General features: G+C 68.7%; 17 protein-coding genes. 14 read left to right on the top strand and 3 right to left on the bottom strand.

Going from position 1 to position 21,473, the window contains the following annotated elements; all coding sequences use genetic code 11:
• Window positions 1-101 precede the first annotated feature (101 nt).
• Window positions 102-473, top strand: coding sequence for an Hsp20/alpha crystallin family protein (locus ASD05_RS20460; protein ID WP_056596568.1), 372 nt, complete (start codon window positions 102-104; stop codon window positions 471-473).
• 188 nt (window positions 474-661) lie between these two features.
• On the top strand, window positions 662-1,417 hold the full coding sequence (locus ASD05_RS20465) for an alpha/beta hydrolase-fold protein (protein WP_056596317.1): 756 nt from the start codon (window positions 662-664) through the stop codon (window positions 1,415-1,417).
• On the opposite strand, the gene tsaD is transcribed toward ASD05_RS20465, so the two are convergent.
• Complete coding sequence (gene tsaD / locus ASD05_RS20470) at window positions 1,353-2,414, bottom strand: tRNA (adenosine(37)-N6)-threonylcarbamoyltransferase complex transferase subunit TsaD (protein WP_056596320.1); 1,062 nt, start codon at window positions 2,412-2,414, stop codon at window positions 1,353-1,355. The two genes, ASD05_RS20465 and tsaD, sit on opposite strands and share 65 nt — an antisense overlap.
• A 102-nt stretch (window positions 2,415-2,516) precedes the next feature.
• Here tsaD and ASD05_RS20475 point away from each other — a divergent pair, with 102 nt between their 5' ends.
• From ASD05_RS20475 to ASD05_RS20490, 4 genes are all read left to right on the top strand, one after another.
• Window positions 2,517-3,779: a nitrate regulatory protein gene (locus ASD05_RS20475; RefSeq protein WP_056596323.1), complete on the top strand. Its 1,263-nt coding sequence runs from the start codon at window positions 2,517-2,519 to the stop codon at window positions 3,777-3,779.
• A gap of 337 nt (window positions 3,780-4,116) precedes the next feature.
• The gene (locus ASD05_RS20480) at window positions 4,117-5,361 is read left to right on the top strand and encodes a CmpA/NrtA family ABC transporter substrate-binding protein (RefSeq protein ID WP_056596327.1); all 1,245 of its coding nucleotides are present in this window, start codon (window positions 4,117-4,119) and stop codon (window positions 5,359-5,361) included.
• Window positions 5,362-5,371: 10 nt separating this feature from the next.
• Window positions 5,372-6,310 carry a nitrate ABC transporter permease gene (gene ntrB / locus ASD05_RS20485; RefSeq protein WP_082572200.1) on the top strand — a complete coding sequence of 313 codons (939 nt, stop codon included), beginning with the start codon at window positions 5,372-5,374 and terminating at the stop codon, window positions 6,308-6,310.
• On the top strand, window positions 6,307-7,116 hold the full coding sequence (locus ASD05_RS20490; RefSeq protein WP_056596334.1) for an ABC transporter ATP-binding protein: 810 nt from the start codon (window positions 6,307-6,309) through the stop codon (window positions 7,114-7,116). Before ntrB ends, ASD05_RS20490 begins: the two co-directional genes overlap by 4 nt.
• Before the next feature lie 148 nt (window positions 7,117-7,264).
• On the opposite strand, the gene ASD05_RS20495 is transcribed toward ASD05_RS20490, so the two are convergent.
• Window positions 7,265-8,542 (bottom strand): ANTAR domain-containing protein, encoded by a 1,278-nt coding sequence (locus tag ASD05_RS20495; RefSeq protein ID WP_056596337.1) that lies wholly within the window; start codon window positions 8,540-8,542, stop codon window positions 7,265-7,267.
• A 263-nt stretch (window positions 8,543-8,805) separates the two neighbouring features.
• Here ASD05_RS20495 and ASD05_RS20500 point away from each other — a divergent pair, with 263 nt between their 5' ends.
• The gene (locus ASD05_RS20500) at window positions 8,806-10,071 is read left to right on the top strand and encodes an MFS transporter (RefSeq protein WP_056596340.1); all 1,266 of its coding nucleotides are present in this window, start codon (window positions 8,806-8,808) and stop codon (window positions 10,069-10,071) included.
• 20 nt (window positions 10,072-10,091) lie between these two features.
• Here the strand turns inward: ASD05_RS20500 and ASD05_RS20505 are convergent, their stop codons facing one another.
• A complete protein-coding gene (locus ASD05_RS20505) occupies window positions 10,092-11,804 on the bottom strand; it encodes a bifunctional protein-serine/threonine kinase/phosphatase (protein ID WP_056596570.1) in 1,713 nt (570 codons plus the stop codon).
• Window positions 11,805-11,867: 63 nt separating this feature from the next.
• Here ASD05_RS20505 and nirB point away from each other — a divergent pair, with 63 nt between their 5' ends.
• The 7 genes from nirB to ASD05_RS20540 all read left to right on the top strand — a co-directional run bounded on the left by nirB (window position 11,868) and on the right by ASD05_RS20540 (window position 21,457).
• Window positions 11,868-14,300: a nitrite reductase large subunit NirB gene (gene nirB / locus ASD05_RS20510; protein ID WP_056596343.1), complete on the top strand. Its 2,433-nt coding sequence runs from the start codon at window positions 11,868-11,870 to the stop codon at window positions 14,298-14,300.
• Window positions 14,297-15,088 (top strand): type IV pili methyl-accepting chemotaxis transducer N-terminal domain-containing protein, encoded by a 792-nt coding sequence (locus ASD05_RS20515; RefSeq protein ID WP_056596346.1) that lies wholly within the window; start codon window positions 14,297-14,299, stop codon window positions 15,086-15,088. Before nirB ends, ASD05_RS20515 begins: the two co-directional genes overlap by 4 nt.
• An 18-nt stretch (window positions 15,089-15,106) precedes the next feature.
• Window positions 15,107-15,502, top strand: a complete 396-nt coding sequence (nirD, locus tag ASD05_RS20520; protein ID WP_056596349.1) for a nitrite reductase small subunit NirD — start codon at window positions 15,107-15,109, stop codon at window positions 15,500-15,502.
• Between the two features lie 75 nt (window positions 15,503-15,577).
• A complete protein-coding gene (locus ASD05_RS20525) occupies window positions 15,578-18,373 on the top strand; it encodes a nitrate reductase (protein WP_056596352.1) in 2,796 nt (931 codons plus the stop codon).
• 176 nt (window positions 18,374-18,549) lie between these two features.
• Window positions 18,550-19,455, top strand: coding sequence for a DNA-binding protein YbiB (gene ybiB / locus ASD05_RS20530; protein WP_056596355.1), 906 nt, complete (start codon window positions 18,550-18,552; stop codon window positions 19,453-19,455).
• Window positions 19,452-20,255: a uroporphyrinogen-III C-methyltransferase gene (gene cobA, locus ASD05_RS20535; RefSeq protein WP_056596358.1), complete on the top strand. Its 804-nt coding sequence runs from the start codon at window positions 19,452-19,454 to the stop codon at window positions 20,253-20,255. The genes ybiB and cobA overlap by 4 nt, the downstream gene beginning before the upstream one ends.
• An 86-nt stretch (window positions 20,256-20,341) precedes the next feature.
• Window positions 20,342-21,457, top strand: coding sequence for an ABC transporter ATP-binding protein (locus tag ASD05_RS20540; RefSeq protein WP_056596361.1), 1,116 nt, complete (start codon window positions 20,342-20,344; stop codon window positions 21,455-21,457).
• Window positions 21,458-21,473 lie beyond the last annotated feature (16 nt).

A 21,473-nucleotide genomic window follows, 5' to 3' on the forward strand; every position in this document is an offset into this window, starting at 1 on the left:
GCCTAGATGAGGTCTCAAGCGGCACTCACGATGGAACGGCCGCGCAGTGTAAGGGACACACATTCCTTGTCCCCATTGTGTTCACTCAGGAGTTCTTCACCATGCTTTTCGCCCCCACCCTTCGCACCGCCCGCTTCGCTCCCCGCGCCTATGACCGCGCCTTCGAGCGCTTCGTGAACGATGCCTTCGCCGCCCCCCGCCGCTCCCCGCTGGTGGAACAGGACGACAAGAGCTGGACCCTCTCGCTGGACGTGCCGGGCTTTGCGCGCGAAGACCTCGCGATCAGCATCGAAGGCGCCGTACTGCGCATCGACAGCAAGGCCGAAGCCAAGCGCCAGTTCAAGGCCGCCTACGAGTTGCCGCAGGACATCGACGTGGCCACCAGCGAGGCCAAGCTCGAGAACGGCGTGCTCACGCTGAAGCTCGGCAAATTGGTGCCCGCGAGCCAGGCCGCACAGTTGCAAATCAACTAGTTTGGCCTATGCCCACAAGAAGAAAATGTTGGTAACAGCCTCGTTTTGACTTTAAACGAGCACCTTATTCACAATAGCGCTGAATAACGTCACATGATGTGACGTTTTCTTAGAACTTTCTTCTTCGTGGGCGTCTCGTAGCGCACCGAATTCCCTGCCGGTGCGGTTCGGGTGCCCCAAAAGGCACCATGAAAACGCACCTTCAACCTGCCAATCCCAACGAACAATCCGACACGCTCCTGGTGTTCCTGCCCGGGGCCTACCTGAAGCCCGACGAGTTCGAGCGCGAAGGGTTCATCGCCGCGGTGCGCGAGCGCCATCTGGCGGCCGATGCGCTTCTGGTGGACGCGGATGTTTCCTACTACTACGAGCAGACGCTGAGCGAGCGCCTGCACACCGAGGTCATCGAGCCGCAGCGTGCCAGGGGCTACAAGTCGATCTGGCTCGTGGGCATTTCCATCGGCGGCTTCGGCGCGCTGATCCACGAACTGGCGCGACCGGGCTCGGTGGACGGCATCGTGGCGCTTGCGCCCTACCTCGGGCGCCGGGTGCTCGGCGCGGAGATCAGGAAGGCCGGCGGCCTGCGCGCCTGGCAGGCGCCCACCGGACCGCAGGCCGACGAGGAGCCCGATCGCAAGCTCTGGCCCTTCTTCCAGCAGTACCTGGACGCCAAGCCGTCGAAGAATCTGCCGCCGCTGTACCTGGGCTTCGGGCTGGACGACCGCTTTGCCAGCAACCACAAGCTGCTGGCCGACGCCCTGCCGCCGGGGCGCGTCTTCACGATCGAGGGCGGCCACGACTGGCCGCAGTGGCGCCAGCTGTGGCGCAATGTGCTGGACGTGCTGCCGCTGCCGGCGATCGGCCGCTCGCGGCAGCCGGCTACGCAGTCTCCGGCAGCGGCGCCTCAGCCGACGAGAGCGACGCCATGGGCCATCGCGGCTTGACGTCGAAGGCATAGCGCTCGCTCGCCTGCGACAGCCCCGACTGCAGGCGCATTGCCGCGGCCATGGCGATCATGGCGCCGTTGTCGGTGCACAGGTGCAGTTCGGGGTAGTGCACACGCACCTTGCGCTTTGCGCACGCGGCATTCAGCTGTTCGCGCAGATTCCTGTTGGCCCCCACCCCGCCCGCCACCACGAGCCGCTTGAGCCCGGTCTGGTCGAGTGCCGCGAGCGACTTCTTCAGCAGCACCTCGACGATGGCCGCCTGCGTGGACGCCGCCAGGTCGGCCCTGTTCGCTTCGAGCTGGTCGCCGAGCTTCTTGGCCTGCGTGAGCACGGCCGTCTTCAGGCCGGCAAAGGAGAAATCGAGATCGCCGCTGTGCAGCAGCGGCCGCGGCAGCTTGAAGGCCGTTGCGTTGCCGCCTTCGGCCAGCTTCGCGAGCCACGGTCCGCCGGGGTACGGCAAGCCCATGAGCTTGGCGCTCTTGTCGAACGCCTCGCCGGCCGCGTCGTCGATGGTCTCGCCGAGCAGCTCGTAGCGCCCCACGCCGTCCACCCGCATCAGCTGCGTGTGGCCGCCTGATACCAGCAGCGCGACGAACGGAAACTCCGGCGGATCGGCGCTCAGGAACGGCGACAGCAGATGCCCTTCGAGGTGATGCACCCCCAGTACCGGCTTGCCCAGCGCCACGCCGAGCGCGCAGGCCACGCCCGCGCCCACCAGCAGTGCGCCCGCCAGGCCCGGCCCGCGCGTGTAGGCCACCACGTCGATCTCGGCCAACGAGCGGCCGGCTTCGGCCATGACCGTCTCGGTCAGCGGCAGCACGCGACGGATATGGTCGCGGCTGGCCAGCTCGGGCACCACGCCGCCATAGGCCTGGTGCATGGCGATCTGGCTGTGCAGCGCGTGCGAACGCAGCATCGGCAGCGCGCTGCCGTGCGACTCGACCAGCGCCACGCCGGTTTCATCGCAGGATGATTCGATTCCCAACAAGAGCATGGCGCCGAGTGTAGGCGGCGCCCCGTGCGGCCGCCCGCGAAGGGGCAAACGGCGCCAGCAAGGCACGGATGTTGCAGTGGGAGGGTCAGCGCCCCTCCCACCATGAAATCCGGACTGAGTTTTCTGATCGCCGCCCGCCGTTGCGAGATCGACGAGCTGGACCGGCTCGCCCGCACCAGCGAGCTGGTGGGCGTGATCGGCCGCCTCGTCCATGCGCTGCAGCGCGAGCGGGGCATGTCGAACATGTTCCTCGCCTCGCACGGCGGCCGCTTCGCCGACCAGCGCGGCCCGCAGATCGCCGAATGCACGGCGCTCGAGCAGGAGGTGCGCGCCGGCTTCGACCAGCTCGAAGCCGACGACCACCGCAGCGCAGGAGCCGGTAACAGCGCGCGCCTGTTCAGCCGCATCGCCTGGGTGCTCCCGGGCCTGGACGCCCTGCCTGCCCTGCGCCGCCGCATCGATGCGCTCGAGCTGAAACCGGCGCAGTCCACCGCCGCCTTCGCCAAGCTCGTTGCCGGCCTGCTGTCGGTGGTGTTCGAAGCCGCCGACGGCGCCACCGACCCCGAGATCTCGCGCCTGCTGGTCGCGATGTTCAACTTCATGCAGGGCAAGGAATTTGCCGGCCAGGAGCGCGCCTTCGGTGCCGCCGCGCTGGCGCTGGGCCGCAGCGACGAGGCACAGCGCCTGCAGTGGCTGCACCTGATCGAGTCGCAGGAGCGCTGCTTCCAGGTGTTCACCGATTTCTCCGGCGAGGCCGTGCTCGCGCTCTGGCGCAACAGCCAGCCCGACGCCGAAGTGGCGGAGCTCGAACGCATCCGCCGGCGCGGCGCCACCTCCGCCCCGGCCGACGTGCCGCTGAGCCAGGCCTGGTTCGACTGCTGCACCCGCCGCATCGACGCCATGAAGACCGTGGAAGAGCGCCTGGCCGCAGTCTTGCGCGCACTGTGCGAGCGCAAGACCGCGCAGGCGCGCAGCGAGTTGCAGGACTACCGGCAGCTGCTGGACACGCTGGCCCCGCAGGCCGGCGCCCTGTTCTTCGACGACGCCGACGCGCAGGCCGCCACGCCCGCCCAGTTCGGCCGCCACCTCGAACGCTCGGTGCTCGACATGGTCCAGGAGCAGTCGCACCGCCTGCAGGCCATGAGCGACGAGCTCGAAACCGTGCGCGCCTCGCTCAATGAACGCAAGATCGTCGAGCGCGCCAAGGGCCTGCTGATGGCGCACCGCCGACTCAGCGAGGATGAGGCGCACAAGATGCTGCGCCAGACCGCCATGAACCAGAAGCGGCGGCTGGTCGACGTGGCCGAGTCGATGCTGGCAATGGCCGACTACCTGCCCATGCTCGACCGCGCGCCCCCGCGCTGAAGCGGCCCGGCCGTTCAACTTGGTGCAGTGCACAACAACCGTGCGATCGGCGCTGCGCGGTTCCGATCGGGCGCTCGCCCATGCTGCACCGCTGCATCGAGCTACTTTCCTGATAGCAGCGTGCAGGTCCTGAAGGCTGGCACACCACTTGCAAGCATTTCGTTCACAGGCCCCCAATGGGCCTTCAGGCAGCGGCACCCAACGGCGGGTGCCTCCACCGAACCGGACAAAGGCGTCCCCATCCCGCAAGGGCTCGTTTTCGAGCAGCCCCTGCGCGGTGCGGACGCCTTTTTTGTTTTTGTCTTTTGTTTGTTCGCCTTCAACCGGAGCCCCGCCCATGACCGACCTGCTCACAACCCGCCTCAGCCGACGCCGCGTCCTGCAAGCCGCAGCCATCGGTGCCGTCGGCATCGACCCCGCGCTGCGCGCCGCCGTCTGGGCTCAGGGCTCGGACAAGCCCGAGAAGCAGGAAGTGAAGATCGGCTTCATCCCGCTGACCGATTGCGCCAGCGTGGTGATGGCCTCGGTACTGGGCTTCGACAAGAAGTACGGCGTGAAGATCGTCCCCAGCAAGGAAGCCAGCTGGGCCGGCGTGCGCGACAAGCTGGTCAACGGCGAACTGGACATGGCCCACGTGCTGTACGGCCTCGTCTACGGCGTGCACGTCGGCGCCAGCGGCCCGAAGAAGGACATGGCGGTGCTGATGGGCCTGAACCGCAACGGCCAGGCCATCACGCTGTCGAAGGCGCTTGCGGACAAGGGCGCGGTGGACGCGCCCTCGCTCGCCAAGCTCATGGCCAGGGAAAAGCGCGAGTACACCTTCGCCGGCACCTTCCCCACCAGCACCCACACCATGTGGCTCAACTACTGGCTGGCCTCGGCCGGCATCAGCCCGGTGGCCGACGCCAAGGTGATCGTGGTGCCGCCGCCGCAGATGGTGGCCAACATGCGCGTGGGCAACATGGACGGCTTCTGCGTGGGCGAGCCCTGGGGCCAGCGCGCCATCATCGACAAGATCGGCGTCACCGCCATCACCACGCAGGACATCTGGAAGGACCACCCCGAGAAGGTGCTCGGCACCCGCGCCGACTTCGTCAAGCAGAACCCCAACACCTGCCGCGCCGTGATGATGGCCGTGCTGGAGGCCAGCAAGTGGATCGACGCCAACCTGCAGAACAAGGCGAAGATGGCCGACACGGTCGCCGAGAAGAGCTACATCAACACCAGCGCCGATGCCATCAACCAGCGCATCCTGGGCCGCTACGAGAACGGCATGGGCAAGACCTGGGACGACCCCAACCACATGAAGTTCTTCGACGACGGCGCGGTCAACTTCCCGTACCTGTCCGACGGCATGTGGTTCCTTACGCAGCACAAGCGCTGGGGCATCCTGAAAGAGCACCCCGACTACCTGGCGGTCGCCAAGCAGATCAACCAGATCGACATGTACAAGGACGTGGCTGGCGCCATGAAAGTCAGCGTGCCCAAGGACCCCATGCGCACCAGCAAGCTGATGGACGGCTCGGTCTGGGACGGCAAGGACCCGAGGAAGTACGCCGATTCGTTCAAGATCCACGCATAGGGAGAACACCATGGTCAGCGCCGTCTTTCATTCGCCGCTCGAAGCCTCCCTCCCTCTCCCGCGCGCGGGAGAGGGCCGGGGTGAGGGCAAGCCCCGCACCGAAGCTGCCCCTCACCCCGCCCCTCTCCCCAGAGGGGAGAAGGAGCAGAAGCCGAGAACACCACTCGACCTGCGCGCCTTCTGGATGCGCGTGCTGCCGCCGCTCGCAGGCTTCGGCCTGCTGCTGCTGATCTGGGAAATCGTGGCCATGAAGAGCACCACCGGCTTCCCGACACCCGCAGCCACCTGGCAGCAGGCCGTGACCGTGTTCAGCGACCCGTTCTACAGCAAGGGCCCGAACGACCAGGGCGTGGGCTGGAACGTGCTCTCGTCACTGCAGCGCGTGGCATTGGGCTTCGGCCTCGCGGCGCTGGTCGGCATTCCGGCCGGCTTCGCGATCGGGCGCTTCGAGTTCCTCTCGCGCATGTTCAACCCGCTGATCAGCCTGCTGCGTCCGGTCTCGCCGCTGGCCTGGCTGCCCATCGGCCTGCTGGTGTTCAAGGGCGCCAACCCGGCCGCCATCTGGACCATCTTCATCTGCTCGATCTGGCCGATGGTCATCAACACCGCCGTGGGCGTGCAGCGCGTGCCCAGCGACTACATGAACGTGGCCAAGGTGCTGAACCTCAGCGAATGGAAGATCCTCACGAAGATCCTGTTCCCCGCCGTGCTGCCCTACATGCTCACCGGCGTGCGGCTGGCCGTGGGCACCGCATGGCTGGTGATCGTGGCAGCCGAGATGCTCACGGGCGGCGTCGGCATCGGCTTCTGGGTGTGGGACGAGTGGAACAACCTCAACGTCGCCAACATCATCATCGCGATCTTCGTGATCGGCATCGTCGGCCTCGTGCTGGAGTTCGCGCTCATCAAGCTCGCCACTGCATTCACGTTCGAAGAGGTGAAGTCATGATCGATGATTCGAAGTACATCGAGATCCACGGCGTCGAGCAGGCGTTCAAGACGCCCAAGGGCCGCTTCGTCGCGCTGCGCGACGTGAACCTGAACGTGGCCAAGGGCGAGTTCATCACGCTCATCGGCCACTCGGGCTGCGGCAAGTCGACGCTGCTGAACCTCATCGCCGGGCTCACCACGCCCACCGAAGGTTCGCTGCTGTGCGCCAACAAGGAGATCAAGGGCCCCGGCCCCGAGCGCGCCGTGGTGTTCCAGAACCACTCGCTGCTGCCCTGGCTCACCTGCTTCGAGAACGTGTACCTCGCGGTGGAGCGAGTGTTCGCGGCCACCGAGAACAAGGTGCAGCTGCGCGCGCGCACCGACGCGGCGCTGGCGCTGGTCGGTCTCACGCTCGCCGCGCAGAAGCGCCCCGGCGAGATCTCCGGCGGCATGAAGCAGCGCGTGGGCATTGCGCGCGCGCTGTCGATGGAGCCCAAGGTGCTGCTGATGGACGAGCCCTTCGGCGCGCTCGACGCCCTCACGCGCGCCAAGCTGCAGGACGAGCTTCTGGCCATCGTGCAGAAGACGCACAGCACCGTGGTCATGGTCACGCACGACGTGGACGAAGCGGTGCTGCTGAGCGACCGCATCGTGATGCTGACCAACGGCCCGGCCGCCACCATCGGCGACGTGTTGGCGGTGGACATTCCGCGCCCGCGCAACCGCGTCGAGCTGGCCGAAGACCCGGCCTACGTGCACGCGCGCAAGGCCGTGATCGACTTCCTCTACACGCGCCAGGCGCACGTGGAGAAGGCCGCGGCCTGACAGATCGACACAGCGCCCAGGCGCGTCGAGCCATGCCTTCCTTCCAGCAAACACCGCGGAACCGGCTTTGCCGGGCCGCAGGTGTTGCCCCCTGCAAGGGGCTTGGCGTAGCGACACGCAGTACGCGAAGCCTGGGGGTGTGCCAGGTTCACGACATGATCACCTGGAGGCTGTGCTCGTACGACGCCGTGAGGCGCTCGAAGGTGTCGACCAGCGCGTCGCTGGAGCGCACCAGCGTGGCGCGGCCGTCGGCGCTGTCGAGCGCGTGCACGCCGCCGACCAGCCGCAGCCATTCGTCGCGGGCGCTGGCCAGCGCGGTGCGGATCTCGGCGGTGCTGAGCGGGGCGCGCTCGAGTTCGAGCAAGGCGGCCTCGAACTCGGCCATGGTGGGCACCAGCCGCGCGTTCGCGGCTTTCTCTTTCAGCGTGGCAGCGAGCAGCGCGTCTTTCGCCAGCCGCTGCGCACGCATGCGCTGCCGTCCACAGATGTTGACGATGCGCAGTGCGCGCCGCGCGCCCGAGGCTTCGAGCGCCTCGGTCAGCGCCTCCGCGGCCGAGAGCAGCACTTCGGCGCGCTGGTCGATGTCGGCCAGCCCCGTCGCCGTAGGTCGCGCCGTCAAGGCCGGAGCCAGCCCGCTCCATGCGGCTTGCGCCTGTACGAGCGCCTGCGCGCCGGCCGCACCGAGCCCGAGGGCCGCCAGATGATCCAGGTTCTGCTGCACCCGCTCGGAAGACTGCGTGCGCAGCAGCCGTGCCCGCTGCGCATCGATGCCGCCCAGCAACTGCGCCGCCACGCGCACCAGCCGCTGCGAGAGCATGCGCAGCTGCCCGGCGCGGTTGATCGCATCGGCCCATTGCGCCGCCTCGATGACCGAGCGCGACACCTCGCCCAGACGCAGGTTGGCGTGCATCGCGGCGCCGCGCAGCAGGCCGAAGGCCTCGTCCTCGCCGATGCCGCGCGCGGACATCAGCAGGCCCTTGGCGCGATCGACCCACTTGCGCTCGTCCATGCGGGTGCGCAGGCTCTCCAGTTCGGTGCGCAAGGCGCTCTCGCGCTGCCAGCGCGCCTGGGCGCGGGCGGTGAGCGCGGCGAGCGACGCGGCATCGACGGCATCGTTCTGCAGCCACGCCTGCACGCCGAGCTGCACCAGCTCTTCGTGCTGCGCACCGCTCAACGGCTCGCCGACGAAGCTCAGCGCACACGGCGGCACACCGGACCACGCGCGCAGCGCGTCGAGCAATGCGGGCGTGGGCAAAGGCAGGCAGATCAAGGCCTGGGACGGGGCCAGCGCCTCGACCTGCCGCGCGAAGGTGCCCGCATCCGCGCAGCCAACCACCTCGAGACTGGCGTCCGACAGCGCCCGTGCAAGCGCCTCAGGCAGCACAAGGCCGGCAGTTTCATCGGGCAGGACAACGAGAAGGGACATCTTGGAAAAGCGGTGTGGGAGCGCACCGCGAGCATAGGCCAAGCCCGCGCGAATTCGCAGGCATGCCTCTTGCATGGAACGGACCGCGGTGTAACGAAGCACCGCTTTGGTGAGGCTGCAGGCTCCTGCATCCGGCTCGGCAACGCACATGCCGAGCGCACCCCCACGCCGACAGCGTCCGCTGCCGACACTCCGTCTCCAACCCCGTCCGTCGACACGGCCCCTCCAGGGTCGGGCCGCGGCTTTTTGCACCTTTGAACGCCATGTCCAGTTTCAAGAACTTCTTGCAGTCAGGCCACAGTCCGACGCTGTTCGCGGCCTTCCTGTACTTCTCGTTCTCCTGCTGCATCTGGGTGCTCAACGGCGCCATGGCGCCCTTCATCGGCGAAACCTTCAACCTCTCGCCGGCGCAGAAGGGCCTGATGCTGTCGGTGCCGATCATCGCGGGCGCGCTGATGCGCTTTCCGCTCGGCATCCTCTCGCAGTACATCGGCCGCAAGAAGGCCACGCTGGTCGAGATGGGCCTGATCGCGGTGGCGATGCTGTTCGGTTTCTTCTTCGTCAAGAGCTTCAACAACCTGCTCGCCATGGGCGTGCTGCTGGGCATCGCGGGCGCGAGCTTCGGCGTGGCGCTGTCGCTGGGCTCGGGCTGGTTCCCGCCGCAGCACAAGGGCCTGGCCATGGGCCTGGTGGGCGCGGGCAACGTGGGCACCGCGGTGTCGGTGCTGGTGGCGCCGCCGCTCGCGCTGTGGCTGGGCTGGCAGGCGGTGTACGGCGTGGCCGCGGTCGCCATCCTGGTTCCCATGGTGGTGATGGTGGTGTTCGCCAAGGAACCGCCGGACGTGAACGCCCATTCGAGCTTCCGCGAGCACATCGCCTGCCTGTTCGAGAAGGACGGCTGGGTCTTCAGCCTGATCTACGGCGTGACCTTCGGCGGCTTCATCGGCCTGACGACCTTCCTGCCCTCCTACTACTACGACCAGTTCGGCGTGAGCAAGGTGCAGGCCGGCCAGCTGACCATGCTCGCGGCCTTCATGGGCGCGGCGGTGCGCATCGTGGGCGGCTGGATCTCCGACCGCTGGGGCGGCGTGAACACGCTGACCGTGGTGCTGCTGGTGGTGGCCGTGAGCCTCGTGCTGGTGGGCGTCTCGTCGGGCTCGCTGGCCGTCACCACGCTGGTGCTGATCGCATGCTTCGCCGCGCTGGGCGCAGGCAACGGTGCGCTGTTCCAACTGGTGCCGCTGCGCTGGCCCGCGAGCACGGCCGTGGCCGGCTCGATGATCGGCGAGATCGGCGCGCTGGGCGGCGGCCTCGTGCCCAACGCCATGGGCCTGTCGAAGCAGTACCTGGGCAGCTACCTGTGGGGCTTCGTGTTCTTCGCGATGCTGTCGCTGGCGATGCTGGGCGTGATGCGCGTGATGCAGATCCGCTGGACCCGCACCTGGGCCGAGAAGGGTGGGCGCGCGCGTGTCACGACGGCACACCCGGCGCCCACGGTCAGCAACAACCGAAAAGCCGCTCGGTCATGAAACGCCCCGCCCGCCTCCGTTCAGCGTGGCAAGAACAGCAGCCACACGATGAGCAGCACGTTGAACAGCACCGACACACCAAGCGCCAGCTGGTAGAGCGCAAGCGGGTCGCGGCGGATCAGCGGCGTGGCGGCGGGCGCGTTCACCGGGCGGGAGGCGCCGCGCTCCAATGCGAGCAGCAGCTCCTCGGCGGTTTCGAAGCGCTCGCGCGGATCGCGGGCGACGGCCTTGCGCACCAGGTGGTCGAGCCAGATCGGCACGTCGGGCCGCAGGCGCGAGAGCGCGACCGGGTCTCGCCGGTAGCGCGCCACCTGGTAGGGCTCGATCTCGCCGTAAGGCAGGTGGCCGGTGAGCCACTGGTACAGCGTGACGCCGAGCGCGAACAGGTCGCTGCCCGCATCGGCGACGCCGCCCTCCTCCCATTGCTCGGGGTTGATGTAGCTCGGCGTGCCGGCATGCAGTTCGCGCTGCGCCGCGCCTTCGCGGCCGGACAGCGCCACGCCGAGGTCGATGATGCGCCAGCGGCCGTCCTCGCCCAGGTGCAGGTTGCCCGGCTTGATGTCGCGGTGCACCACGCCCTGGCGGTGCAGCCGGCCGAGCGCACGGCTCAGTGCGATGGCGGCGGCAACGACCTCGCCCACCGCGCCCCGCGCGTTCGCCTTGCGCAGCTGCTCCAGCGTGCGGCCGCCGTGCCAGTCGAACACGATGTACAGCGCGCTCGCATCCGCGGCGCGCTCGTGCACGCGCACGAAGCCATTGCCGCCGACGCGCAAACCGAGCCACGCCTCGTGCGCGAGCATCGCGCGCTCCTGCGGGTCGCCGGCGCGCGAGGGATGCAGCGTCTTCAGCGCGACCAGCTCGCGCGTGACCGGATGCCGCGCCTGGTACAGCAGGTGCACGCCGGTGTCGGCCACCAGCGCGGTGATGGCGTAGCCGTCGAGCACGTCGCCCACCTTCAGCGCGGGCGGCGGTGCGAGCCGGCGGCCGTCGCCGAGTTCGTCGTCGAGCTGCCGCGCGTCGAGCCCGACCACGCGAATGACCAGCGCAGTCGCGTTGTCGCGCGTGCCGGCCTCCAGCGCCGCATGCACCAGCGCCTCGCTGGCCGCCTCGGCATCGCCCTGCAAGGCGAGCGCGGCCACCTGCTGCGGCCTGAGCACGCCATGCACGCCGTCGGAGCTCAGCACGAAGCAGTCGCCCACGCGCACGTCGCCCTGCACGTAGTCGACGCGCACCTGGTCGTCCAGGCCGATGGCGCGCGTCAGGCGGCTGCGCATGTCGGGATGGTCGAAGGCATGGTCCTGCGTGAGCGGCACGGCCGGCTCGCCGCCCGCGCGCACGCGCCAGGCGCGCGTGTCGCCCACGTGCGCCAGCGTGTAGCCCTGGCCGTGCAGCACCAGTGCGGTGAGCGTGGTGAGTGCCGTGCCACCGCCCTCCTTGCCCTGGCGCCGGCGGTTGTGGTCGGCCAGCCAGCCGTTCTGCGCGCCGATCAGGCGGTCGAGCGCGGCGGTCGGCTCCCAGGTGTCGGGCGTGGCGAAGTAGTCGGCCAGCAGCCCCATCACCGTGGTCTGCGCCGCCTCGCGGCCGTGCCCGCCGCTGGACACGCCATCGGCAATGGCCGCGATCAGGCCGCGCGCCTCGTCACCCCGCGGCGCATGCACCGCGCCGGCGAAGTCTTCATTCAGCTCGCGCGGTCCGCGCTGGCTGCTGTAGCCGATGTCCACTTCAAAGCTCATGGCGCGATTCTCCACGCGCGCCGCGGGCACTCGCTTGCTTGATTCGACGAAAGGTAGGGCCCCATGAAGAAAATGAAACTCGTGATGGTCGGCAACGGCATGGCCGGCGTGCGCACGCTCGAAGAGCTGCTGAAGATCGCGCCCGACCTGTACGACATCACCGTCTTCGGCGCGGAGCCGCATCCCAACTACAACCGCATCCTGCTGTCGCCCGTGCTGGCCGGCGAGCAGACGGTCGACGAGATCGTGCTCAACAGCTGGGAGTGGTACTCCGAGAACAACATCACCCTGCACGCCGGCAAGAAGGTGGTGGAGGTCGACCGCGTCAAGCGCATCGTGCGCGCCGAGGACGGCACCGAAGCCGCCTACGACCGCCTGCTGATGTGCACCGGCTCCAACCCCTTCATGCTGCCCGTGCCCGGCAAGGACCTGAAGGGCGTGATCGCCTACCGCGACATCGCCGACACCGACTACATGATCGAGACCGCGCGCACGCACAAGAACGCGGTGGTCATCGGCGGCGGCCTGCTGGGCCTGGAAGCCGCCAACGGCCTGATGCTGCGCGGCATGAACGTGACGGTGGTGCACGTCATGCCCTGGCTGATGGAGCGCCAGCTCGATGACGTGGCGGGCAAGCTGCTGCAGAAGTCGCTGGAAGACCGCGGCCTGAAATTCATGATGGGCGCGCAGACGCAGGACATGGTCGGCAATGAAGAGGGCCGCGTCAAAGCCATCCGCTTCAAGGACGGCACCGAGGTCGCGGCCGACCTGGTGGTGATGGCGGTCGGCATCCGCCCCAACGTGGAGCTGGCCGAGAAGATGCGCCTGCACTGCAACCGCGGCATCGTCGTCACCGACACCATGCAGACCGTGACCGATGCGCGCATCTATTCGGTCGGCGAATGCGCGGCGCACCGCGGCATCGCCTACGGCCTGGTCGCGCCGCTGTTCGAGCAGGCCAAGGTGGCGGCGAACCATCTCGCCCAGTTCGGCATCGGCCGCTACCTGGGTTCGCTCACCTCCACCAAGCTCAAGGTGACGGGCATCGACCTGTTCTCGGCCGGCGAGTTCATGGGCGGTGAAGGCACCGAAGAAATCGTCATGAGCGATCCCTTCGGCGGCGTCTACAAGAAGCTGGTGCTCAAGGACGACAAGCTGGTCGGCGCCTGCCTGTACGGCGACACGGTGGACGGCAGCTGGTACTTCAAGCTGCTGCGCGACGGCCGCAGCGTGCACGACATCCGCGACAAGCTGATGTTCGGCGAATCGAACATCGGCGACACCGGCCACGAGGGCCACAGCAAGGCCGCGAGCATGCCCGACGACGCCGAGGTGTGCGGCTGCAACGGCGTGAGCAAGGGCACCATCTGCAAGGCCATCAAGGACAAGGGCCTGTTCACCCTCGACGAGGTGAAGAAGCACACCAAGGCCAGCGCCAGCTGCGGCTCGTGCACCGGGCTGGTCGAGCAGATCCTGATGTTCACCGCCGGTGGCGACTACTCGGCCACGCCGAAGAAGAAGGCCGTGTGCGGCTGCACCGACGTGAGCCACCAGGACGTGCGCGACGCGATCCGCAAGCAGCACTACCTCACGCACGACGAGGTGTACCGCAACCTCGGCTGGCGCACGCCCAACGGCTGCGCCACCTGCCGCCCGGCCGTCAACTACTACCTGATCAGCACCTGGCCGAAAGAAGCGAAGGACGATCCGCAGAGCCGCTTCATCAACGAACGCAGCCACGCCAACATCCAGAAAGACGGCACCTACTCCGTCATTCCGCGCATGTGGGGCGGCCACACCACGCCCGACGAACTACGCCGCATTGCCGACGCGGCCGACAAGTACAAGATTCCGACCGTCAAGGTCACCGGCGGCCAACGCATCGACCTGCTGGGCGTGAAGAAGGAAGACCTGGAGAACGTCTGGAAGGACATCGGCATGCCCAGCGGCTTTGCGTATGCCAAGTCGCTGCGCACGGTGAAGACCTGCGTGGGCAGCGAGTGGTGCCGCTTCGGCACGCAAGACTCCACGCAGATGGGCAAGGACCTCGAGCGCGCGCTGTGGGCCATGTACTCGCCGCACAAGGTCAAGCTGGCCGTGTCGGGCTGCCCGCGCAACTGCGCGGAGGCCGGCATCAAGGACGTGGGCGTGATCGGCGTCGACTCGGGCTGGGAAATCTACGTCGGCGGCAACGGCGGCATCAAGACCGAGGTGGCCGAATTCCTCGTCAAGGTGAAGACCAGCGAAGAGGTGATGGAGTACGCCGGCGCGTTCCTGCAGCTGTACCGCGAAGAGGGCTGGTACCTGGAACGCACGGTGCACTACATCGGCCGCGTGGGCCTGGACTACGTGAAGAAGCGAATCCTCGAAGACGCGGAGGCCCGCAAGACACTGTGGGAGCGCCTGCAGTTCGCGCTCGACGGCGAGCCCGATCCGTGGTTCGAATCGGCGCAGGCCTCGGTGGACGTGCGGCAGTTCACGCCGCTGACCGCATGAAGCGCCGGGCTTTCCTCGCATCCGCGGCCGCCGCCGGCATGGGTGCCGGGCTGGGCGCGGGTGCCCAGGTCGCCGATCTGAACGATGCGATCAACAAGGCGGGCCGCCAGCGCATGCTGTCGCAGCGCGCGAGCAAGGCGTATCTGGCACTGGTGCAGAACGTCGAATCGCGCAACGCGCAGCAGGTGCTCGACAAGTCGATCGCGCTGTTCGAGCGCCAGCTCGGCGAGCTCAAGGCCTTCGCGCCCAGCCTGGCCATTCGCGGCACCTACGAGTCGCTCGACAACGCCTGGAACGAGTTCAAGCGCGAACTCACGGGCATGACGCCCGGCAAGGAGGAAGCCGCCCGAGTCGTGAAGCTCGACGCCGCGGTGCTCGCGCTGGCCAACCAGGGCACTGCGCAGTACGAGGCCGCGTCCGGCAAGCCGGTGGGCAAGCTCGTGAACATCGCGGGCCGCCAGCGCATGCTGTCGCAGCGTATGGCCAAGTTCTACCTGGCCACGGCAATGCAGATCGACCCGGCGGGCAGCACGGCCGAGATCGGCAAGTCGCGCACCGAATTCCTGGCCGCGCTCGAAGTGCTGCGCAATGCGCCCGAGGCCACTGCGCAGATCAGGCAGGAGCTGGTGCTGGCCGATGCGCAGTGGATGTTCTTCAACCGGGGCCTGCAGCGCCTCGAAGGCGCCGGTGCGTCGCCCGCCCTGATGTCCGACGTGTTCATCAGCAGCGAGAACCTGCTGGCGATCATGGACCGTGTCACCGGCCTGTATTCAGAAATCAAGACGTAGACGAAAAGAGAGCCCACCATGAGCGATTGGAAAGTCATCTGCCGCATCGACGACATCCCCGTGCTCGGCGCCCGCCGCGTGGCGCGGCCTGCCGGCGTGGACGTCGCCGTGTTCCGCAATGCCGAGGACCAGGTGTTCGCGCTGCTCGACCGCTGCCCGCACAAGGGCGGCCCGCTCAGCCAGGGCATCGTGTTCGGCACCAGCGTGGCCTGCCCGCTGCACAACTGGGCCATCGGGCTGGACGACGGCTGCGCCAAGTCGCCCGACGAAGGCTGCACGCCGAAGTTCGCCGTGAAGGTGGAAGACGGCGTGGTGCATCTCGACGCGGGCGAACTGGCCACGCACGCCATCGACTTGCCACGCCCCGTTGCCGGCCCCAAGGTGTTGTCCCCTCTCCCTCTGGGAGAGGGCTAGGGTGAGGGCAGCAGCGTGACCTTCGTGAGCGCCGTCAACTCTCGCCCCCGCGCTCTTGCGGAGGTAGAGGGAGCCATGCGGGAAACCCGCTCCACCTGCCCCTACTGCGGCGTCGGCTGTGGCGTCATCATCGAATCGAGTGGCGATGAAATCACCGGCGTGCGCGGTGACCCCGACCACCCGGCGAACTTCGGCCGCCTGTGCACCAAGGGCTCGACGCTGCACCTCACGGCCAGCGCCACGGTCACGCGGCAGACGCGGCTGCTGCAGCCCATGCAGCGCCTCGTGCGCGGAGAAGCGCCCATGGCGGTGGCGTGGGACACCGCGCTCGACAACGCCGCCGGCAAGTTCGCGCAGGTGATCCGCGACCACGGCCCCGACGCGGTCGGCTTCTACGTGTCGGGCCAGCTGCTCACCGAGGACTACTACGTCTTCAACAAGCTCGCCAAGGGCCTGGTCGGCACCAACAACGTCGACACCAATTCGCGCCTGTGCATGAGCAGCGCGGTCGCCGGCTACAAGCAGACGCTGGGCGCCGATGCGCCGCCGGCCTGCTACGACGACCTGAAGCACGCCGACTGCCTGTTCATCGTGGGCAGCAACACGGCGTGGGCACACCCCATTCTTTTCCGCCGCATCGAGGACGCGAAGGCCGCGAACCCGGCGCTCAAGATCATCGTGGCCGATCCGCGCCGCACCGACACGGTCGAGATCGCCGACCTGTTCCTGCCGATCCAGCCCGGCACCGACGTGATGCTGTTCAACGGCATGCTGCACCTGATGCTGTGGGAAGGCTGGATCGATGCGAAGTACATCGCCGCCCACACCAACGGCTTCGACGCGCTGAAGGCCACGGTGCGCGAATGCACGCCCGACAAGGTGGCGCAGGTCTGCGGCATCTCGAAGGACGACCTGCTCGCGGCCGCGCGGCTGTTCGCCACATCGCCTGCCACGCTGAGCCTGTACTGCCAGGGCCTGAACCAGTCGTCGAGCGGCACGGCGAAGAACGCGGCGCTCATCAACCTGCACCTGGCGACCGCGCAGATCGGCCGGCCTGGCGCGGGCCCGTTCTCGCTGACCGGCCAGCCCAACGCAATGGGCGGGCGCGAAGTCGGCGGCCTCGCCAACCTGCTGAGCGCGCACCGCGACCTGGCGAACCCCGACCACCGCGCCGAAGTGGCCGCGCTGTGGGGCGTGCCCTCGGTGCCCGAGAAGCCGGGCAAGACGGCGGTCGAGATGTTCCAGGCCGCGGCCGACGGCGAGATTCGCGCACTGTGGATCGCTTGCACCAACCCCGCCCAGTCGATGCCCGACCAGGCCACGGTGCGCCGCGCGCTGGAGCGCGCCGAGTTCGTGGTGGTGCAGGAAGCCTTCGCCACCACCGCCACCTGCGCCTTCGCCGACCTCCTGCTGCCCGCCACCACCTGGGGCGAGAAGGAAGGCACCGTGACCAACAGCGAGCGCCGCATCTCGCGCGTGCGCCCGGCCGTTGTCGCACCCGGCGAGGCGCGCAACGACTGGTCGATCGCGGTGGCCTTCGCGCACCGGCTCGAACGGCAGCTGGGCCGCGCGTCCACGCTGTTCCCGTACGAGACGGCCGAGTCGGTCTGGAACGAGCACCGCGAATCGACGCGCGGGCGCGACCTGGACATCACCGGCCTGAACTACGCGATGCTGGAAACCGCCGGCCCGCAGCAATGGCCGCTGAAGGAAGGCGAAAGCACCGGCCGCGTTCGCCTGTACGAAGACGGCGTGTTCCCCACGCCCGACGGCCGCGCCCGTTTTGTCGACACCGTCTACAAGCCGGTGGCCGAGGCCCGCGAGGCGCGCTACCCCTTCTCGCTGAATACCGGCCGCCTGCGCGACCAGTGGCACGGCATGAGCCGCACCGGCACGGCCGGCCGGCTGTTCGGGCACGTGTCGGAGCCTGTCGTGCAGATGAACGCGCAGGACATGGCACGTCGCCAGATCGGCGAAGGCGAACTCGTGCACCTGACCTCGAAGCGGGGCTCCATCATGCTGCCCGCGCGCGCCAGCGCCGAGATCGGCCTGAGCCAGGCCTTCGTCGCCATGCACTGGGGCGAGGAATACCTGAGCGGATGCTCGTCGACCGGCGTGCGGCTGGCGGGCATCAACGCGCTCACCACGCCGGCCTATTGCCCGACCTCGAAGCAGCCCGAGCTGAAGCACACGCCGGTGAAGATCCTCAAGGCCGAGCTGCCGTGGTCGCTGCTGGCCATGGCCTGGCTGCCCGCCGACGCGGCATTGACCGCGCACCGCGCGCTGCAGCCGCTGATGGCGTTGTTTCCTTTTGCGACCTGCGTGCCGTTCGCGGGCAACACCCAGGGCCAGGAGCGCAGCGGCATCCTGTTCCGCGCCGCCGCGCACGACGCGCCCGACGAGGCGCTGGTCGAGAAGATCGAAGCCTCGCTCGGCCTCCAGACCGCCGACACCCTGCGCTACGCCGACCGCCGCCGCGGCCAGCGACGCTCCGCGCGGCTGGTGCGCCGTGCCGACGGCAGCGCCGGTCTGGAAGCCTTCCTGCTGGGCGGCGACACCAGCGCGGAAGCCTGGATCGCCACGCTGCTGCGAGAAGAGCTGCCGGCGCAGAGCTACGGCCGGCTGCTGCTGTCGCCAGGTTCGAAGGCGCCGGTGGCGGTGCAGTCGCGCGGCAAGCTAGTGTGCACCTGCTTCAACGTGGCCGACGTGGCGATCCAGACCGAGCTGGGCCGCTGCGGTGGCACGGCCGACGAGCGGCTGGCCAAGCTGCAGGGGGCGCTGAAGTGCGGCACGAACTGCGGATCGTGCATTCCGGAACTCAAGCGGATGGTGAGGGCGACGCCGGTCGAGGCCGAGGCGCTCACCCCATGACTCCCCGTCTTGCTCCCTCCCCCGCTGGGGGAGGGCTGGGGTGGGGGCAAGCGGCGCTCCTACGGGACGCTCTGCCCGCCCCCATCCCAACCTTCCCCCAAAGGGGGAAGGAGCCAATTCAAGGCATAAGCCACCTCGCATTCCGGCATAAGCCTTGCAGGACAATCCACCCACCCATGGGAATCAGCCAATACATCAAGGAAATCGGCCGCGGCGCGCGAGGCGCCAAGCCGCTCACGCGCGAACAGGCCACCGACCTGTTCGGCCAGGTGCTGGACGGCACCGTCACCGACCTCGAGATCGGCGGCTTCTGCCTGGCCATGCGCATCAAGGGCGAAACGCCCGAAGAGATGGCCGGCTTCCTCGATGCGACCCATGCGCGGCTGAACCGCATTCCGGCCGGCGACCGCCCGCTGGTCGTGCTGCCGAGCTACAACGGCGCGCGCAAGCTGCCGGTGCTCACGCCGCTGCTGGCGCTGCTGCTGGCCCGCGAAGGCCTGCCGGTGCTGGTGCATGGCAGCGCAAGCGAAACCTCGCGCGTGCTCGCATCGAACGTGCTCTCGGCACTCGACCTGCCGCCGATGACCGAAATCCGCCCCATCGCCAACGGCGAAGCGGCCTTTGTGCCCACCGAACTGCTGAACCCCGCACTCAAGCGCCTGCTCGACGTGCGCCGCGTGGTCGGCCTGCGCAACCCCGGCCACAGCGTGGTCAAGCTGATGCAGCCCACCGCCGGCCCCTGCGTGGTGATCGCAAGCTACACGCACCCCGAATACGCGCGCACCATGGGCGAGACCTTCGAGCTCACGGGCATGACCGCCCTGCTCTCGCGCGGCCTCGAAGGCGAAGTGGTGTCAGACCCGCGCCGCACCGCGCAGATCGACGGCTTCGTGCGCGGCGTGCGCACCGAGCTGCAGGCGCAGCAGGCCGGCACCGCCACCGACATACCGGGCCTGCCGAAGGAAATCGACGTCGCGACCACCGCCGACTACACGCGCCGCGTGCTGGCCGGCGAGCTTCCCGTGCCCGAGGCCATCGCAACGCAAGTCAGGCACATCACGCAACTGGCATCCCACGCATGAACAACGCATCCACTCTCATCACCGGCCGCTGCACCCTGGTCGGCGCCGGCCCGGGCGACCCGGAACTGCTGACCGTCAAGGCCGTGAAGGCGATCCAGGCCGCGACGGTGCTGCTGGTCGACGACCTCGTGAACGACCAGATCGTGCAGGCCTACGCCCGCCCCGGCGCGCGCATCGTGCACGTGGGCAAGCGCGGCGGCTGCAAGAGCACGCCGCAGGCATTCATCGAGCGGCTGATGATCACCGCGGTGCGCGAAGGCGAGACCGTGGTCCGGCTCAAGGGCGGCGACCCCTTCATCTTCGGCCGCGGCGGCGAAGAGGTGCAGCACCTGCGCGAAGCCGGCATCGAATGCGACGTGGTCAACGGCATCACCGCGGGCCTCGCGGCCGTGAGCTCGCTGGGCGTGCCGCTCACGCACCGCGACCATGCGCAGGGCGTGGTGTTCGTCACCGGCCATGCCAAGACCGGCGCAGGCGCGGGCGAAGACCCGACCGACTGGCGCGCGCTGGCCGCGACGGCCTACAACGCACGCCTGACGCTGGTGATCTACATGGGCGTGTCGGGTGCCGCGCACATCGAGCGCGAGCTGCTGCAAGGCCTGCCGGGCGACACGCCGGTGGCGGTCATCCAGCATGCAAGCTTGCCGCACCAGCGCCACATCGCGACCACGCTCGACAAGCTGCAGAGCGGCATCGCCGAAGCCGGGCTGGCGAGCCCGGCGGTGATCGTCGTGGGCGACGTGCTGCGCGGGCTGGCGGCAGCGGCGCTGCCGTCGAGCGTGGACAAATTCGGTACCTGAGCAGCACCTGACCAGGGCGACGGCGGCGCGGATGCCGCAGGTGCCGCAGGCCGCGGCGTGGCATGGTTCCTGCTGCGCTCCCGGCAATGAATGCCGTTGCCACGCCCGTCCCCGCCGCAGTCGAAATCGTCGCGCTCACCAAGCGCTACGCCCCCGGTACGCCGGCCGCCGTGGACCAGATCGACCTGCGCATCGCCAGCGGGAGCTACTGCTGTCTGCTGGGCCCTTCGGGTTGCGGCAAGAGCACCACGCTGCGCATGGTTGCCGGCCACGAGTCGGTCACCAGCGGCGACATCCTGCTGGACAACCGCAACATCACGAACCTGCCCGCCGCCGCGCGCGGCACGGCGATGATGTTCCAGAGCTTCGCGCTGTTCCCCCACCTGTCGGCCACCGACAACGTGGCCTTCAGCCTCAAGATGAAAGGCGTCGGCAAGGCCGAGCGCCACCGGCGCGCCAACGACCTGCTCGCGCGCGTCGCCATGGGCCACCTGGCCGCGCGCAAGCCCGGTGAACTCTCGGGCGGCCAGCAGCAGCGCGTGGCGCTGGCGCGGGCGCTCATCACCGAACCGCGCGTGCTGCTGCTCGACGAGCCGCTCTCGGCACTCGACCCCTTCCTGCGCATCCAGATGCGCGCCGAGCTGCGGCGCTGGCAGAAGGAACTGGGCCTGACCTTCGTGCACGTCACGCACTCGCAGGAGGAAGCGATGGCGCTGGCCGACACCATGGTGGTCATGAACCACGGCGTGATCGAGCAGGTCGGCTCGCCGCACGCGGTCTACAACCATCCGGCGAGCGAATTCGTGGCGCGCTTCATGGGCGGCCACAACGTGTTCGATACGCCGGCCGGCCCGATCGCGGTGCGCAACGACCACATGCGGATCGCCGCGGCAACGGATGCCACCACGGCGGCCGGCTTGCCCGCCACCGTCACCGACGTCGAGTACCAGGGCACCTACGTGCTGCTCGGCCTGGCGCTCGACGCCGTCGCGCCGGGACGCCAGAACGTTTCAGTGCTGCTGGGCGAGGCCGCCTTTCTCTCGCGCCCCTATGCGCAAGGCGAGGCAGTGCGCCTTTCGTGGGCCGAGGCCGACGCGCGCGTGCTCGGCCCCGGTGCCAAGCCGCCGGGCGAGCGGGTGCCGGCGCCCGCCAACGCAAGCGCCCTGCGCGACGACACGGCCGCGCTCGCCCTGACCCTGTGAGCGCTCCCGCGACCCG

It is taken from the genome of Variovorax sp. Root434 (genome assembly GCF_001426595.1).
In the GTDB taxonomy this organism is placed as follows: Bacteria; Pseudomonadota; Gammaproteobacteria; order Burkholderiales; family Burkholderiaceae_C; genus Variovorax.

What these genes read in the sequence shown, in the direction of transcription:
- ASD05_RS20460 (WP_056596568.1), top strand. Translation starts at nt 102, where the DNA reads ATGCTTTTCGCCCCCACCCTTCGCACCGCCCGCTTCGCTCCCCGCGCC.
- ASD05_RS20465 (WP_056596317.1), top strand. Translation starts at nt 662, where the DNA reads ATGAAAACGCACCTTCAACCTGCCAATCCCAACGAACAATCCGACACG.
- tsaD (WP_056596320.1), bottom strand. Translation starts at nt 2,414, where the DNA reads ATGCTCTTGTTGGGAATCGAATCATCCTGCGATGAAACCGGCGTGGCG.
- ASD05_RS20475 (WP_056596323.1), top strand. Translation starts at nt 2,517, where the DNA reads ATGAAATCCGGACTGAGTTTTCTGATCGCCGCCCGCCGTTGCGAGATC.
- ASD05_RS20480 (WP_056596327.1), top strand. Translation starts at nt 4,117, where the DNA reads ATGACCGACCTGCTCACAACCCGCCTCAGCCGACGCCGCGTCCTGCAA.
- ntrB (WP_082572200.1), top strand. Translation starts at nt 5,372, where the DNA reads ATGGTCAGCGCCGTCTTTCATTCGCCGCTCGAAGCCTCCCTCCCTCTC.
- ASD05_RS20490 (WP_056596334.1), top strand. Translation starts at nt 6,307, where the DNA reads ATGATCGATGATTCGAAGTACATCGAGATCCACGGCGTCGAGCAGGCG.
- ASD05_RS20495 (WP_056596337.1), bottom strand. Translation starts at nt 8,542, where the DNA reads ATGTCCCTTCTCGTTGTCCTGCCCGATGAAACTGCCGGCCTTGTGCTG.
- ASD05_RS20500 (WP_056596340.1), top strand. Translation starts at nt 8,806, where the DNA reads ATGTCCAGTTTCAAGAACTTCTTGCAGTCAGGCCACAGTCCGACGCTG.
- ASD05_RS20505 (WP_056596570.1), bottom strand. Translation starts at nt 11,804, where the DNA reads ATGAGCTTTGAAGTGGACATCGGCTACAGCAGCCAGCGCGGACCGCGC.
- nirB (WP_056596343.1), top strand. Translation starts at nt 11,868, where the DNA reads ATGAAGAAAATGAAACTCGTGATGGTCGGCAACGGCATGGCCGGCGTG.
- ASD05_RS20515 (WP_056596346.1), top strand. Translation starts at nt 14,297, where the DNA reads ATGAAGCGCCGGGCTTTCCTCGCATCCGCGGCCGCCGCCGGCATGGGT.
- nirD (WP_056596349.1), top strand. Translation starts at nt 15,107, where the DNA reads ATGAGCGATTGGAAAGTCATCTGCCGCATCGACGACATCCCCGTGCTC.
- ASD05_RS20525 (WP_056596352.1), top strand. Translation starts at nt 15,578, where the DNA reads ATGCGGGAAACCCGCTCCACCTGCCCCTACTGCGGCGTCGGCTGTGGC.
- ybiB (WP_056596355.1), top strand. Translation starts at nt 18,550, where the DNA reads ATGGGAATCAGCCAATACATCAAGGAAATCGGCCGCGGCGCGCGAGGC.
- cobA (WP_056596358.1), top strand. Translation starts at nt 19,452, where the DNA reads ATGAACAACGCATCCACTCTCATCACCGGCCGCTGCACCCTGGTCGGC.
- ASD05_RS20540 (WP_056596361.1), top strand. Translation starts at nt 20,342, where the DNA reads ATGAATGCCGTTGCCACGCCCGTCCCCGCCGCAGTCGAAATCGTCGCG.